This is a genomic window from Marinicrinis sediminis (assembly GCF_042685085.1).
Classification (GTDB): Bacteria; Bacillota; Bacilli; order Paenibacillales; family KCTC-33676; genus Marinicrinis; species Marinicrinis sediminis.
The window spans coordinates 24816-40533 of record NZ_JBHUMM010000037.1; the positions used below are offsets into that span (position 1 = coordinate 24816).

Here is a 15718-nt window from a genome sequence, read left to right on the forward strand (position 1 = left end):
TCTCACCTGCTGAAAAAAAGAAAATGGCCCGCACCATTGCGAGCCATTCCATACACATCCATTCATGTCGAATGAACGACTACATGCTCTCTATGTTAACGATTGAGATCTGAACGACTCTGGAAAAACTTCCCTGCAAGGACGAACATCCCAAGTCCCCATGCCAGCAACACACCAATGTTGATCCAGAAGGACGAATCCATCATGCCTTGACCTAGCAGCATCGTATCGCGAATGCCGTTTGCAAAATAGGTCAGCGGCATTACATCCGCAATCGGCTTCACGTAGCCTGGCAACAAATTGTAATCAAAGAAAATGCCGCTCAGGAACATCATAATAAAGCTGACCAGGTTCGCCGCACCCATATAGCTTTCCATCGATTTGCTCACAGAAGCGAAGAAATAGCCAAAGGCTGTGAACGACATCGTCCCCACCGTGAACATTAGAATAAAGGAGAAGATGGCAAAATTCAGATGCGCGTCAAACAGGAACAGTCCGATCAGCGTCAGCATTACAATCTGGATCACCGACAAGATAAAACGAACCAGGATGTTACTGATTCCGTAAATACGCATATTCATCGGCGTCATACGCAAACGCTTCAGCATCCCGTTCTTTCTCATTTGCACCAGTTCTACCAGTCCGAACATGCCAGCCTGTGCAATCGACAGCGCAATCAGCCCCGTTAACAGAAAGTCGTTATAGTCCATGTCTTCCGAGCCCGCCGAGACGAAGCGAGTATCCAGGGAATAGACCCGTTCCACTTGTGCTTCCTGATAATTCATTTCCTGCAGGACCCCGTCCAGAATGCTTCTCAGCGCCTGCGAAGTCGAAGCATTCTCATTCTCCGTGTTCATGATCAGGGAAACCTGCTGTTCCCCTCCCGCGTCAGGCAGCACGATCGCGGCATCCACATCCTGGGCCCGCACCATTTCCTCCGCCTTGTCCAGAGAAACGGCCTGCTCTTCCTCAAATTCCAGCACCGGTATACTGCGCAAAATGCCGCCAAGCATCGGCATCGATGTGCTCTCTTCCTGCACCAGTACCACTTCCGCCTTGAATCCGTCACCGTCATCCCCGCCGATACCGCTGAAGATCGTCAGGAATATAATCAGCAGCAAAACCGGATAAAAAATCGACCAGAACCAGACCTGCTTTTCCCGAAACGTCATTTTAAAATTCGCAACAAACAACCTGCCCAGCTGATTCATCAGTCACGCCACTCCTTTCCTGTGAAAGCAATGAACACGTCTTCCAGACTCATTTCACGAATGGAAATCTGTTCGATGCCGATCTCCTGCTCATTCGTATGTTTGAGCAAATGGAATAGCGTAACCTCCGCATTGGTAGAGACCAGGCTCAGGCGGCCGGCATCCCATTCTGCCCGTACCACATCAGGAAGCCCGCTTGCATGATTCAACAGTTCTTCCTCTTCCAGTGCGGTCTGTTTATGCTCCAGCCGAACGACGATTTCCCGTTCCTTGCTCAGCTGCTGAATAAGCTGTGCCGGGGTGTCCATTGCAATGATCTTCCCCTGATCGACAATACACACCCGATCACTCAGCTTCTCTGCTTCTTCCATGTAATGCGTCGTCAGGATGGTGGTCTTGTTCATTTCCTTGAGCTTCAGAATAATGTCCCAGATATTCCGTCTCGCCTGCGGGTCCAGTCCGGTCGTCGGCTCATCCAGAAATAAAATATCCGAGTCGTTAATCATCGCCAGTCCAATCGCCAGCCGTTGCTTCTGCCCGCCTGACAGGGCCTTGACCTTCTTCGTCTGATGCTCCGTCAGATTGACCAGTTCCAGAATTTCCTCTACGGCCCGTTGCTGATGATAGAAGCTCTGGAACAAGAGCAGGTTCTCATATACCGTTAGCAAATCGAACAAAGCACTGGTCTGAGGCTGCACCCCGATTCGCTGCTTGATCTTCGCTTCATCCTGCTTCCAATTCATATCCATTACGGTAATCGAACCGCTGTCCGGATGTTGCAGTCCTTCTATCATTTCCAGTGTCGTCGTCTTGCCCGCACCATTTGGACCGATAATCGTGAAGATTTCTCCTTCCTGTACCTCGAAGCTGACATCTTCAACGGCCGTTATCGAACCAAAGGTTTTCTTCAAATGCTCTACCTGCACCACAACCATGCGTGTCCCTCCCTCATCGGAATTCATCCGTATTCATGTCCATCATCACTATGTATGGGGTCCTACACCTATCCCCCATCTATTTTCGCATACAATAGGAGCCATGCAAACCATGATTTTAAAATTTTCCAATGAAAAAAGCCAACCGTTTCGTGCCCGTGTTAGAGGCGATGAAACGATTGGCGATGGGACTAAAATCCGATTCTATTTACCGAAGGCAGATGGATCTTCTCTCCAGCTGTTTAGTAGAGCGACATCTTCTTCCTGGACGTTTCCGCTTTCTACCGCTACCTTGATCAGGTCCGAATAACCGGACAGCGTAGCCAGCTGGATCCCTGCATCGTCGAAGCCCTGTTTGGCCTTCTCAAACTCGTACGTAAAGATGGCAATCGTGGCCAACACTTCGGCACCTGCTTCCCGAACGGCCAGACTCGCTTTGAGCGAACTTCCTCCCGTTGAGATTAAATCTTCGATCACGACGACCTTTTGACCCTTCTTCAGCAGTCCCTCAATCTGATTTTGCTTGCCGTGGCCTTTCGCCTTGTCCCGAATGTATACCATCGGCAGATTCATCTTCTGCGCTATCCAGGCCGCATGCGGAATCCCGGCTGTAGAGGTACCGGCAATCACTTCTGCATCGGGATACTGCTCGCGAATGATTTGTACAAAGCCGTCCGCAATTTTCTCTCTCACTTCCGGAAAAGAAAGCGTCATGCGATTGTCGCAATAAATTGGGGATTGAATGCCGGATGTCCAGGTGAAGGGTTCATGTGGACGCAAAAATACGGCTTCGATGTTTAGTAAAGCTTGTGCAATCTCTTTGGAAAGGGCTTGATCATAGATGGTCATTCAGACAACTCCTTTACGATTTGTTCGATCGCTTGTCTTGGATGCTCAGCTGCCGTAATCGGTCGGCCGATCACCATATAATCCGTTCCTGCAGCTCGTGCTTCTTTCGGTGTCATGACTCTGGACTGGTCGCCGATTGCCGCTCCGGCAGGACGGATACCCGGTGTCACGGTTACAAAAGAGGCGCTGCACGCTTCCTTGATCGCGGCCACTTCAACCGGCGAGGCGACAACCCCCTGCAAACCGGCCTGACTGGCAAGCTTCGCATAACGGACAACGGTATCTTGCACCGTACCGGCAATGCCAATTTCCCCGTTTAGCATGTGCTGACTGGTGCTGGTAAGCTGGGTGACGGCAATGACCGTTGGTCTTTCGTTGCTTCCTGCAGAAGCCTGTGCCACACCTTCCATCGCTGCTTCCATCATGGCACTTCCGCCTGCGGCATGCACATTGAACATATCTACGCCCATGCGGGTAATGCTGGCTGCTCCACCTTTGACCGTATTGGGGATGTCATGCATCTTCAAATCGAGAAACACCCGGTATCCCTGTTTTTTCAGCTCCGCAACAAAAGAAGGGCCTTCTGCATAGAACAGCTCCATGCCCACCTTCATATAGCACGGAATTCCCTCAAGCTGCTGGAGCAGTCGCTCGGCTTGCTGCTTATTGGGATAGTCCAGCGCCACCATAATCCGTTCCGCTTGTGTCCAGTCTTCCATGTCATCTCCCCCGATCTTTGATTTGCAAGTTGTCGGAAAAAAAGCCTGTCATTCAAGTTTGCCTTGAATGGTCAGGCTGTTCTCTCCTTCACCGAGCAGCCGACAAAGCGATACTCGATGATGATGTTAGATAAATGCCGGCATGGAGCGGGATGAGAAATTGATCGTCTGCATCATCTTCAGAAGCGCATTAGCGGTATCCAGGGACGTCAGACATACAATTCCGTTCTCCGCAGATTCACGGCGAATGCGGAACCCGTCTCTCTCCGGCGTTTTGCCTTTGGTGAGGGTATTGACGATCAGCTGTACCTCTCCATTGCGGATGAGATCCAGAATATTCGGTGATCCCTCGGTTAATTTATTGACGCGTGTCACGAGCAGTCCGGCTTCTTCCAGTGCGGTAGCCGTACCGCCAGTGGCCACCAGCTTGTAGCCGAGCGTAGAGAATCCGCGCAGGATTTCCACAGCTTCTTCCTTATCTTTATCCGCTACGGTTGCCACAATTGTACCGCCGCTTGGTACTTTCATACCCGCTGCAATAAGTCCTTTATAGAGTGCCTTGGCAAAGCTGATGTCTCTTCCCATGACCTCTCCCGTGGATTTCATTTCCGGTCCGAGCGTCGTATCTACCCGGCGCAGCTTTGCGAAGGAGAAGACCGGTACTTTGACAGAGACGTGATCGTCTTCTCTCCACAGTCCATCCTCGTAGCCCAAGTCTTTCAGCTTCTGACCCAGGATGAGACGTGTAGCCAGATTCGCCATCGGGATACTGGTCACTTTGCTCAGGAATGGAACTGTTCTGGAGGAGCGCGGGTTCACCTCGATCACGTAAACCTGTTCCTTGAAGATGACGAACTGGATGTTCACAAGCCCGATCACCTGAAGACCGCGTGCAATCTTCGTTGTGACCTCTACGATCTGTTCCTTCACAGCATCTGACAGTGACTGAGGCGGGTACACCGCGATGGAGTCACCGGAGTGAACGCCTGCCCGCTCGACGTGTTCCATGATGCCTGGAATGAGGACCGTTTCACCATCACAGATCGCATCCACTTCCACTTCCTTGCCAAGCATATAGCGGTCGATCAGAACCGGATGCTCCGGATTGATTTTCACCGCCTGTTCCATATAGTTCAGCAGTTCTTCATCAGAGTAGACAATCTCCATCGCTCTGCCGCCAAGGACATACGATGGACGAACCAGAACCGGATAGCCAAGTTCCTGAGCTGTTCCGACTGCTTCCTGTACGGAGGTTACGGTTTTCCCTTGCGGCTGGGCAATGTCCAGGTTGCGCAATAAGGCTTCAAATTTTTTGCGATCTTCTGCCGCATCGATATTGTCCAGGCTCGTTCCAAGAATGCGAACGCCCGCCTTGGCTAATGGGTCCGCCAGATTGATTGCGGTCTGACCCCCAAACTGTACGATGACGCCAACCGGCTTCTCCTGCTCGATCACGTTCATGACATCCTCGAAGAACAGCGGCTCAAAGTACAGTCGGTCTGACGTATTGAAGTCCGTGGAAACCGTCTCCGGGTTGTTGTTGATAATGACCGCCTCGTAACCGGCATCCTGAATGGCCCATACAGCATGAACCGTGGAATAGTCGAACTCAATCCCTTGCCCGATCCGGATAGGACCAGAACCCAGCACAACGATTTTTTCCTTGGCAGATTGCGTCACTTCATTCTCCATCTCATAGGTGGAGTAGTAGTATGGCGTGGTTGCTTCGAATTCAGCTGCACACGTATCTACCATTTTATATACAGGCTCGATCTCATATTGCTTGCGAAGCTTGCGAACGTCGGCTTCCGTTGTATGGCTCAGTCCAGCTGCCAGCTGGCGCAATTCGGCTATCGCACGATCGGTAAATCCGTTGCGCTTGGCCTCGAACATCAATTCCTTTGTCAATTCCGGCTGCTTCAGCTCTTCCTCGAATACGACGAGCTTCTGCAGCTTGTGCAGGAACCACCAGTCGATCTTCGTAATATCCTGGATTTCTTCCAGCTCGAAACCTCTGCGATACGCTTCTGCGATCAGGAACATCCGCTCATCATCCGGCTTTTCCAGACGCAGGCGCAGGGTAGCGTCATCCAGCTGAGTCGCTTCCTTCAGGTAGAGACGATGCACCCCGATTTCCAGGGAACGGATTGCTTTTTGCATCGATTCTTCAAAGGTACGTCCGATCGCCATCACTTCGCCCGTCGCCTTCATCTGCGTGCCGAGCTTGCGGTTGGCGGAAGTAAATTTGTCAAACGGCCAGCGCGGAATTTTGCTGACGATGTAATCCAATGTCGGTTCGAAACAAGCATAGGTCTGACCGGTAACCGGATTGACCAGCTCATCCAGGGAGTAGCCGATCGCGATTTTTGCTGCCATCTTCGCAATCGGATAGCCGGTTGCCTTGGATGCGAGCGCCGAAGAACGGCTGACACGCGGGTTCACCTCGATCACATAGTACTGGTAGCTGTGCGGGTCCAGTGCGAACTGAACATTACAGCCCCCTTCAATATTCAGCGCGCGAATGATCTTGAGCGAGGCAGAGCGCAGCATCTGATATTCGCGATCAGACAAGGTCTGGCTTGGCGCTACGACGATACTGTCTCCGGTATGTACCCCGACAGGATCGAAGTTTTCCATATTACAGACTACGATACAGTTGTCATTGGCGTCGCGCATAACTTCGTACTCGACTTCCTTCATGCCTGCAATGCTTTTCTCAACCAGACACTGGGAAATCGGGCTGTAGCGAAGACCGGAGGCCACGATTTCGCGCAGCTCCTCTTCATCATTGACGATTCCGCCTCCCGTGCCTCCCAGGGTGTAGGCAGGACGAACGATGATCGGGTAGCCGATTTCACGGGCGAATTCCACCGCTTCCTTGACTGCTGTAACGATGATGCTTTCCGGTACAGGCTGTTCCAGCTCACGCATAAGGTCGCGGAACAAGTCCCGATCTTCAGCCTTTTCAATCGCGGTCAGCTGCGTTCCGAGCAGCTTGACTCCTTCTTGCTCCAGGACGCCTGCACGAGCAAGCTCTACAGCCATATTCAGTCCGGTCTGACCGCCGAGTGTCGGCAGCAAGCCGTCCGGACGCTCCTGACGAATAATCTGTGTGACAAACTCGAGCGTAATCGGTTCGATATATACTTTGTCGGCCATATTGGTGTCCGTCATGATCGTAGCCGGATTGCTGTTGATCAGAACAACCTCCATGCCTTCTTCCTTCAGAGCCTGACAAGCCTGTGTTCCGGCATAGTCGAATTCGGCAGCCTGACCGATAACGATCGGACCTGAGCCGATAACGAGAATTTTTTTGAGTTCATTATTTTTGGGCATGTGCGTATTCTCCCTTCGACGCTTTTGCAGCTGCTGCAATTTGAGCTTGCTTTGGTGATTGCGGATGATTCTGCTGGTGCGTGCGAATCATCTCGATGAAATCATCAAACAGGTAGCTGGAATCAAATGGTCCCGGTGACGCCTCCGGATGATACTGCACGGAGAAAGCCGGTGCCGTCTTGTGACGCAATCCCTCGACCGTTTTGTCATTGTTGTTGATATGGGTTACTTCGAGCTCGGTTTGGGCAATGGATTCTTCCTTCACCGTATAACCGTGATTTTGAGAAGTAATGTAGCAGCGTCCACTGATGAGATCCTTCACCGGATGGTTGCCACCGCGATGACCGAATTTGAGCTTTTCAGTATCCGCTCCGCTTGCCAGGGCAAACAGCTGGTGCCCGAGGCAAATCCCGAACATTGGATATTCGCCAATCAGTTGCTTCACCGTTTCTACGGCATGCGGAACATTTTTCGGATTTCCGGGTCCGTTCGAGAGCAAGATACCGTCCGGGGACAGCTTGCGAATGTCGTCGGCGGTAGCGGTATGAGGTACCACAACCACATCACAGCCGCGTTTCACCAGGTCTCTGAGAATCCCGCTTTTTGAACCGTAATCCACGAGTACCACGCGTTCCTTCATTCCCGGGGAGCTGAAGACATGCTTCGTGGAAACCCGCTCCACCTGATCTGTCAGCAAGCTGGAGCCTTGGAGTCTCTCCATGAGCGCTTCAACCGGCTCGCTGGATGTCGTCAGAATGCCCCTCATTGTACCGTAGTGGCGCAGCTTGCGGGTAAGCATACGGGTATCGATGCCTTGGATGGCCGGTATGTCGAATTCCTTCAGGAGCGAGCCCAGTGTATATTCTGCTCTCCAGTTCGAAGGAATCTCTTCATGATTGCGAACGACGAAGCCATGAATGTACGGACGCAAGGCTTCAAAGTCATCCCGAGTGATGCCGTAGTTTCCGATTAGCGGATACGTCATCGTCACGATCTGTCCACAGTAGGAAGGATCGGACAATACCTCCTGATAGCCTGTAATACCTGTATTAAATACGACTTCACCTGTCGATTCTGTTTCACTGCCGAATGACTGACCTGTAAATAATGTTCCATCTTCCAACAACAATCTCGCCTGTTTTGCACTCACATGGATCACTCCTTCTGTCTGCTTGATTATTCAGCCCACACAATATTGCCGTCTACCATCGTCAAGGTTGGCCAGCCTTTCAGCTCCCACCCTGTAAATGGTGTATTTCTTCCTTTTGTCAAGAAGGTCGAAGGATCGACCGCTTTTGTCGTTTCCAAGTCAATCAAGGTGATATCTGCTGCTTTCCCTACTTCGAGCACACCCGTCTGCAATCCGAATACCTGTGCCGGAATGGCGGTCATTTTCTCCAGCAGGAAAGCCAGTGTCCACTTGCCTGTCGTAACGAACTTGCTGTACAGCAGTGGAAATGCTGTCTCCAGTCCGACGATGCCGAATGGCGAAAGCGCCATTCCCTTTGCTTTCTCCTCTTCGCTGTGCGGCGCATGGTCGGTGACGATCATGTCAATCGTGCCGTCCTCAAGCGCCTCGATCATCGCTTCCACATCGCGCGGAGTACGCAGCGGCGGGTTCATCTTCCAGTTACCGTCAAGCGCTGGAATATCTTCGTCAGAGAGAAGCAGATGATGCGGACAAACCTCTGCGGTCACGTGGATACCCAGCTGCTTGGCCTGGCGAATCAACCGAACGGACTGCTCGGTGCTCACATGACACACATGGTAGTGCACCCCTGTGGCTTCCGCCAGCAGAATATCTCTCCCGACGTGAATGGCTTCGGATTCATTCGGAATGCCCTTCAAGCCATGCTTCCGTGCAAAGGCGCCCTCTGTTACAGCTGCCCCCGTCACCAGGGAATCATCCTCACAGTGGGCAATGACGGGCTTGTTCAGTTGCTTGGCCCGCGCCATCGCGTCCTTCATCATCTGCGCATTCTGTACGCCCACCCCGTCATCTGTGAAGCCGATCGCTCCTGCTTCGGCGAGTGCCTGAAAGTCGGTCAGTTCTCTGCCCAGCTCGTTCACCGTGATGCTGGCGTAAGGAAGCACCTTCACAATCGCTTCCTGCTCCGCTTTATCCAATACATACTTGACCGTCTCTACATCCCCCGTCACCGGGCGTGTATTCGGCATACAGGCGATCGTGGTGAAGCCGCCCTTCGCTGCCGATCGGCTTCCGCTCTCAATCGTCTCTTTGTATTCGAATCCAGGCTCGCGTAAGTGTACATGCATATCAATGAAACCCGCACTGACGAGCTTCCCTTTCGCTTCTATGACCTCGTGACCCTCTGTATTCACAGATTCCGTCGCGTCTGTCATTTGCTGAATGAGGCCGTTTTCGATAAAAAGATGCTTTTGTACCATTTTCTTGCTTGCCGGTTCGACCACCTGGCCGTTCAAGATCCAAATCCCCATGATATCCTCCTTTTATGGTTCAACTTACCTGGTTTTCTGTGTATCCCCTTCCCTCGTCAGGAAAGAGCTCGTTCGATCACCGTCATGCGAATCGGCACGCCATGGCCGATCTGGGTGAAAATTTTTGATCGTGGATGCTCGACAATTTCATCATCCATCTCTACATTGCGATTGACCGGTGCAGGGTGCATGATAATGCTATGCGACGGCATGTTCTCCATTCGCTCTGCTGTCATGCCATACTGCGCCCGATACCCCTCTGCGGACCCCAGCACTCCCTGTCCGTCATGCCGCTCAAGCTGGACACGCAGCATCATCACCACATCAGCCTGCAAGGCTTGATCCATGCTGACATAAGGAGCATGTTCACTCAATTCTGCTGCCTGCATGCTAGGTGGGGCACAGAACTGCACGTTTGCACCCAGCTTTTGCAGTCCCCACAGATTGGAGCGGGCTACCCTGCTGTGCGCGACATCTCCGATAATGGAGACCGTCAATCCTTTCAGCGTACCGAAATGCTTCTTCATCGTATACATGTCCAGCAGCGCCTGCGTCGGATGCTCGTTGTTTCCATCCCCTGCGTTGATCAGAGCAAACTGCACTTTCTCTGCGATCTCTGCTAGCACGCCTACCGGCTTCAGCCGAATGATACCTGCATCAATCCCCATCGATTCCAGCGTGCGCACCGTATCGTAAATGCTTTCTCCCTTCTCTACACTGGAGGAAGCAGCGGTAAAGTTGAGCACCTGGGCACCCAGTCTTTTCTCAGCCACCTCGAAGGAGAAGCGTGTTCGTGTACTATTTTCAAAAAACATATTCGCAACAAAGCGGTCATGCAGCATGTTGGAGACTTTCACCGGATGATGCTCCCAGTATGCGGCTCGAGTCAGGATGCTGTCGATTTCTTCCGCGCTCAGTGATTTCAGACCTAGCAGATGCTTGGATTTAGTTTGTGTATAACTCACTCAAGTCTCGCCTCCTGTGCAAATGACGACCTCTTCGGAACCGTCTACTTCCGTCAGAAACACTTCGATTTCTTCGTCTTTGGACGTGGGTACATTTTTGCCTACATAATCGGCTCGGATCGGCAATTCCCGGTGACCGCGGTCAATCAGCACGGCGAGCTGAATCATCTTCGGTCTGCCGTGCGAGATGAGCGCATCCAGTGCCGCGCGAACGGTGCGCCCGGTGTAGAGCACATCATCGAAAAGAATGACTTTCTTGTCCTGGATGTCCACCTCCGTGATGAAGGGGCTGTCCTGCGGGTCTCCGTCCCAATCGTCTCTGAACGTGGTCACATCGAGTTCACCAACGGAGATAGACGCTTCTTCAATCTGCATGATCTTGTCGGCAATTCGCTTGCCCAGATAGATGCCCCGGGTTCGTATGCCTACGATGACGCAATCCTCAATCCCCTTGTTCTTCTCGATAATTTCATGAGCGATCCGTGTCAAAGCCCTGCGTATGGCAGCTTCATCCATGATGGTATGCTTCTTGCTCATCTTGTTCATTCGTCCACAGCCTCCCCTGTTTGGAGCCTCATGATCAACCTGACGTATGCAACATTCAGCAGGCAAGCCACAAAAAAACTCCCTGCCCATCAGGCAAGGAGTTTGTCTAAGATCCACACGGTGTACAGATGTGCCAACCTTCCATTCTGCTTCCCCTACTGGTTGGTTGCACACGGCCCTTGGCAGGCCTGGTCTGTGCGTTGTCGTGCAGTTTGCCTGATTGCGGGCAGCCTGCGCGTTGCCAGGGTAAAGCGGTCAAATGGGGTCGGTTTCTCCGATGCTTGCATCGTCAGACTCACGGGTCATGCACGATGCGGAGCGACTACTGGAGAAACGCACAATCCGGTTCACGGAGCTTCGTCTCAATGTCGATCACCTTGCCAGTCTCACGGGACTGAATTAAAGGTTCCTATTCAATTGATAGCATTATCCCATGTTCGACAAGAGAAGTCAATATCCACGTATGATTTTTTTCATAAAAACGGCCCCATGCATCGAACATGGAGCCGTACTGTTTATTTGCGATTAAAATTCAAACTCAACGTCTGTCAGGCGGCGCTTGATTTCACCGATGACTTCCTGTTCCTTCTCGATGCCGTCTGCTTCGAACGTAACAGAGAAACGGATAAAGCGTCCTGCATCATCCCAAGGCACGGTAGAGATCAGCTTTTCCCGAATGAGATACTGGGAGAAGTCTTCTCCGCTTTCAAAGGATTGTCCGCCTTTAATCCCCTTCGGTGCTTCCACGTACAGGAAGAAGGAGCCTTTCGGTTTCTCCGCCTTGAAGCCAATTTCGTTCAGCGCTGCAACCAGCATATCATGACGGCGGGAATATTTGTCCGCAATTTGCTCGGTGATCTCTGGATGGTCCAGACCGTAGGCTGCGGCTTTTTGAATGGCGATAAATTGACCGGAATCGTTGTTGTCCTTTACGTCCTTGAACGCTTTCACAACCAGTGGATTTCCGGCAATGAACCCGATTCTCCAGCCCGTCATATTGTAGGACTTTGAAAGGGAGTGCAGCTCAACGCCGACTTCCTTTGCACCCGGCACAGACAGGAAGCTGAAAGGCTTCAAGCCGTCATACGTCAGGGCTGCATACGGCGCATCATGCACGATGACGATATTGTGCTTCTTGGCAAACGCAATCGCCTGCTCGAAAAATTCTACCGTTGCACTTGCACCCGTCGGGTTGTTCGGGTAGTTCAGATAAAAGAGCTTCGCTCTCTTGGCAATGTCTTCCGGAATGGCATTCAAGTCTGGCAGGAAGTTGTTTTCTTTTAACAACGGAACATTGTATACGTCCCCGCCCAAATATTTGGTATGTGTACCCATGACCGGATAGCCTGGCACCGTCATGATGGTCACGTCTCCTGGGTTGATGAAGGCAGTTGGCAACATCGCCAGGGCAGGCTTCGTACCGATCGAGTGATTGATCTCCGTTTCCACATCAATACCATCCACCTGAAATACATTCTTCAGGTAGCGGACTGCGGCTTCCTTGAAGTCCTGAACACCGTTATCGGCATAGCCGCGGTTCTCAGGCTTGGACGCTTCCTCGGCAAGCTTGGCGACAATTCCGCTGTCAGCCATCTCGTCCGGCTCCCCTACACCCATATCGATCAGGGCAACATTCGGATGCTCTTTCTTGGCTGCCGCTTTGGCGCGCTTAATTTTCTCGAATTTATAAATAGCGGTGCCTTTACCGTAATTCGCACCACCAATTCGTTCTGCAAACATGCTTTGGATATAGCTTTCCTGACTCATCCAAGACACTCCTTTACCTAATTAATGATAAACAAGATTCTATCAATCCTCACAGCCATATGAAATGGATGTATCGTACAATAGTTTGTATTTTGCTCCGCTTGCTATTCGTCCCTTACGCGCAGCACTTGCAGCAGCTGCTCCATTTCCGGTGGTAGAGGAGCTTCGAACTCCATGTAGTCTCCGCTTGCAGGATGAACAAAACCGAGCACAGCAGCATGAAGCGCCTGCCCCTCCATCGTCATGCCTTTGGACCTTCCATACATCGGATCTCCCACGAGCGGATGACCGATGAATTTCATATGCACGCGAATCTGGTGCGTTCGGCCTGTTTCCAGCTTCAGCTCGAGAATGGCATAATCCTCCAGTTGATCCAGCACGACAAAGTGTGTGACGGCTTGCTTGCTGTTGCGTTCAATGACGGTATACGCTTTGCGGTTTTTCGGGTCTCGACCGATTGGGGCATCAATCGTGCCCTGCTGGTGTTCCAGCCTGCCATGTACGATGGCGAGGTACTTGCGATTGACGGTGTGTGCCTTAAGTTGTTCAGCTAAGGAGGCATGCGCCTTGTCGTTTTTGGCCGCCATGATCAGGCCGGACGTATCCTTGTCAATGCGGTGTACGATCCCGGGCCTTATGACACCGTTAATGCCTGACAGATCCTTGCAGTGATGCATCAGCGCATTGACCAGTGTACCCGAACGATGACCGGCGGCGGGATGCACCACCATCCCTCTCGGCTTGTTCACCACGATCACGTCCGTATCCTCGTAGACCACTTCCAGCGGAATCGCTTCAGGCATAATCTCCCCATCCACTTCATCCGGAATGTGCAGTTCCACCTCATCACCCGCATTGAGCTTGTAATTCGACTTGACAGGTCTGCCCTGTACCGAGACATGCCCATCCTTGATCCATTGCTGGACTTGGGAACGAGAGACTTCATCCCCCAGCTCATCGGTTATAAATTTATCAATACGCTGTCCAACCTGTTCATGCTCAGCCGCCAGCTGCCAGCTGTACGAGGATTCCTCCATGGAGGCCTCCATCATTTCTTCCACCGTTTCTTCCACATCATTCTTCCCTTGCGATTCATTCTGTTTATGATTGTTCATGCTTCATCACCGATTCCTTTTTTTCCTTTCTCCAGAGCAACAGATTATCCAAGATCAACATGCAAACCCCGATCACGATCGCGCAATCTGCAATATTGAAAATGGGAAAATGATAATCGATAAAAGCAAAGTAAAAATCGAAAAAGTCCACAACCTCGCCTGTTGTAGCGCGGTCGATAAAATTGCCGATGGCACCGCCGAGCAGTAGAGACAGGGCAAAGCTTAGGAATTTGTTCTGTTCCTGCACGCTCTTGCGTAAAAACCAGACGATTCCGATCACAATCACGATCGTGATGATTATGAAGAACAAACGCTGATTCTGCAAAATTCCAAACGCCGCACCCAAATTACGGTGTGATGTAATCCGAAAAAAATCTCCGATAACCTGTATGGACTCCCCATAATTCATTTCAGATTTGATCCACCATTTGGTCGCGGCATCGATGATGATGACCAGCAGGGAAATGAGCAGGTATATCCCCATCTTGTTTCGCATAATTCTCCTCTCTCCCTGAGACCGTAAAGCTTTGCTTGCGGTTCAAGGAATTACCTCGTTAAATTTTCGACGGATCGCAAAAGATAAGACAGCACGATCGGAAGGAGCTGACGTCATGAACGGATTGACCGAATCGCAACTCCATAACCTGAAACAGGCACTGCTGCGTGACAAACAAAGTCTCGAGCAGCAACTGCACAGCCGTGATGAACACCAGTTGAAGGTGTCGCACCGGGAAGCCGTCGGGGAATTGTCTACACTGGACAATCACCCGGGTGATCTGGCTTCAGAACTGTATGAACGAGAAAAAGACATTGCCCTGCAAGAGCATCTGGAGCTTCATCTCGAAGATATTGATCGTGCGCTCGCGTCCATGGAGACAGGGACGTACGGCGAGTGTCCGACCTGCAAACGCCCGATTCCCTATGATCGACTGGAAGCTTATCCGACCGCCGTCTATTGTGTCGCCCACACCCCTGACCAGCATGTCTCCCGGCGCAGACCGGCAGAAGAAGCCTTTCTGACGCCCCCGTTCGGTCGAAGCAGCATGGATGACCACGATGAGTACAACGGCTTTGACGGGGAAGACGCCTGGCAAATTGTCGAGAGCTGGGGCACCTCTAACTCCCCTGCCTTTGCCGAGCAGGCAGAAACCAGTGACTACGATGATCTGTACGTAGAACAGGATGAACCAGATGGCTATGTACAGCCCATCGAAAGCTTCCTGGCCACAGATTTGTACGGGACGTCTATTCAGGTGGTGCGCAATCGTGAATATGAAAAGTATATGACCAGCGAAATCGACGAAATGGTGTCAAATCCTGTTGATATGACCGATGTGTATCATAGCTGAGACGGTATGACTAAGCTCTGCATAGCCGTCCAGTTTCAGTTGAATTTGTACGATTTTGACGATATCCGCAATAAAATCACCAATGATGGGCAGGTTCAATGCGCCAAGAGCACGGAGTATATACAGCATCAGCAGCAAAAATACAGAGATGCCGATGGCGTAGCCGACCCCTCTCGCAATTCCGGCAAACAAATTGCGAATAAGCAATTTGCCTGGTGAGTTAGCCAGTCGCACATATTCTGCAATTTCGCCGGATTCAAGCTTTTTGGCAAGGCGCTCCAAACGTTCCTCAATACCCTGGATCGAGACTTGCTGCTTCATCCTCCTGGCCTCCTGTCTCTCTTGCTTTACCTTCCCTCTCATGCAAGAGGGAAGGTGAGCTATCCATTAGTATGAACGTTCCAGACAGTCCCCTTCCCCATCATCTACATGTATTTTTTAACAATCCATTGGCTATCCCGCTTGT

At 51.5% G+C, this 15718-nt stretch carries 15 protein-coding genes; 2 read left to right on the forward strand and 13 right to left on the reverse strand.

Features of this window, described 5'->3' with window-relative positions; genetic code table 11:
- Positions 1–95: 95 nt before the first annotated feature.
- The 9 genes from ACFSUC_RS11940 to pyrR all read right to left on the reverse strand — a co-directional run bounded on the left by ACFSUC_RS11940 (position 96) and on the right by pyrR (position 11012).
- Entirely contained in the window at positions 96–1211 is a 1116-nt protein-coding gene (locus ACFSUC_RS11940) for an ABC transporter permease (RefSeq protein ID WP_379929823.1), read from the reverse strand.
- The gene (locus tag ACFSUC_RS11945) at positions 1211–2146 is read right to left on the reverse strand and encodes an ABC transporter ATP-binding protein (RefSeq protein WP_379929825.1); all 936 of its coding nucleotides are present in this window, start codon (positions 2144–2146) and stop codon (positions 1211–1213) included. Before ACFSUC_RS11945 ends, ACFSUC_RS11940 begins: the two co-directional genes overlap by 1 nt.
- 204 nt (positions 2147–2350) lie before the next feature.
- Positions 2351–2995, reverse strand: a complete 645-nt coding sequence (pyrE, locus tag ACFSUC_RS11950; RefSeq protein WP_379929826.1) for an orotate phosphoribosyltransferase — start codon at positions 2993–2995, stop codon at positions 2351–2353.
- Positions 2992–3714 (reverse strand): orotidine-5'-phosphate decarboxylase, encoded by a 723-nt coding sequence (gene pyrF / locus ACFSUC_RS11955; protein ID WP_379929827.1) that lies wholly within the window; start codon positions 3712–3714, stop codon positions 2992–2994. Before pyrF ends, pyrE begins: the two co-directional genes overlap by 4 nt.
- 126 nt (positions 3715–3840) lie before the next feature.
- Positions 3841–7050, reverse strand: a complete 3210-nt coding sequence (gene carB, locus ACFSUC_RS11960; protein WP_379929828.1) for a carbamoyl-phosphate synthase large subunit — start codon at positions 7048–7050, stop codon at positions 3841–3843.
- Positions 7037–8200 (reverse strand): glutamine-hydrolyzing carbamoyl-phosphate synthase small subunit, encoded by a 1164-nt coding sequence (gene carA / locus ACFSUC_RS11965; RefSeq protein ID WP_379929829.1) that lies wholly within the window; start codon positions 8198–8200, stop codon positions 7037–7039. Before carA ends, carB begins: the two co-directional genes overlap by 14 nt.
- A 26-nt stretch (positions 8201–8226) precedes the next feature.
- Positions 8227–9510 carry a dihydroorotase gene (locus ACFSUC_RS11970; RefSeq protein WP_379929830.1) on the reverse strand — a complete coding sequence of 428 codons (1284 nt, stop codon included), beginning with the start codon at positions 9508–9510 and terminating at the stop codon, positions 8227–8229.
- Between the two features lie 56 nt (positions 9511–9566).
- Positions 9567–10475: an aspartate carbamoyltransferase catalytic subunit gene (locus tag ACFSUC_RS11975; RefSeq protein WP_379929831.1), complete on the reverse strand. Its 909-nt coding sequence runs from the start codon at positions 10473–10475 to the stop codon at positions 9567–9569.
- A complete protein-coding gene (pyrR, locus tag ACFSUC_RS11980) occupies positions 10476–11012 on the reverse strand; it encodes a bifunctional pyr operon transcriptional regulator/uracil phosphoribosyltransferase PyrR (protein ID WP_379929992.1) in 537 nt (178 codons plus the stop codon).
- Between the two features lie 286 nt (positions 11013–11298).
- Between pyrR and ACFSUC_RS11985 the strand changes: the two genes are divergently transcribed.
- A complete protein-coding gene (locus tag ACFSUC_RS11985) occupies positions 11299–11424 on the forward strand; it encodes a hypothetical protein (protein WP_379929833.1) in 126 nt (41 codons plus the stop codon).
- Positions 11425–11546: 122 nt separating this feature from the next.
- Here ACFSUC_RS11985 and ACFSUC_RS11990 read toward each other — a convergent pair whose 3' ends face one another.
- The 3 genes from ACFSUC_RS11990 to lspA form a co-directional block, all read right to left on the reverse strand.
- Positions 11547–12788: an LL-diaminopimelate aminotransferase gene (locus ACFSUC_RS11990; RefSeq protein WP_379929835.1), complete on the reverse strand. Its 1242-nt coding sequence runs from the start codon at positions 12786–12788 to the stop codon at positions 11547–11549.
- Between the two features lie 104 nt (positions 12789–12892).
- Positions 12893–13903: an RluA family pseudouridine synthase gene (locus tag ACFSUC_RS11995; RefSeq protein WP_379929836.1), complete on the reverse strand. Its 1011-nt coding sequence runs from the start codon at positions 13901–13903 to the stop codon at positions 12893–12895.
- The gene (lspA, locus tag ACFSUC_RS12000; RefSeq protein WP_379929837.1) at positions 13890–14399 is read right to left on the reverse strand and encodes a signal peptidase II; all 510 of its coding nucleotides are present in this window, start codon (positions 14397–14399) and stop codon (positions 13890–13892) included. Before lspA ends, ACFSUC_RS11995 begins: the two co-directional genes overlap by 14 nt.
- A gap of 115 nt (positions 14400–14514) precedes the next feature.
- On the opposite strand from lspA, the gene ACFSUC_RS12005 reads away from it, so the two are divergent.
- Positions 14515–15252, forward strand: a complete 738-nt coding sequence (locus ACFSUC_RS12005; RefSeq protein ID WP_379929838.1) for a TraR/DksA C4-type zinc finger protein — start codon at positions 14515–14517, stop codon at positions 15250–15252.
- Here ACFSUC_RS12005 and ACFSUC_RS12010 read toward each other — a convergent pair.
- On the reverse strand, positions 15214–15573 hold the full coding sequence (locus tag ACFSUC_RS12010) for a DUF5665 domain-containing protein (protein WP_379929839.1): 360 nt from the start codon (positions 15571–15573) through the stop codon (positions 15214–15216). The two genes, ACFSUC_RS12005 and ACFSUC_RS12010, sit on opposite strands and share 39 nt — an antisense overlap.
- Between the last annotated feature and the right edge of the window lie 145 nt (positions 15574–15718).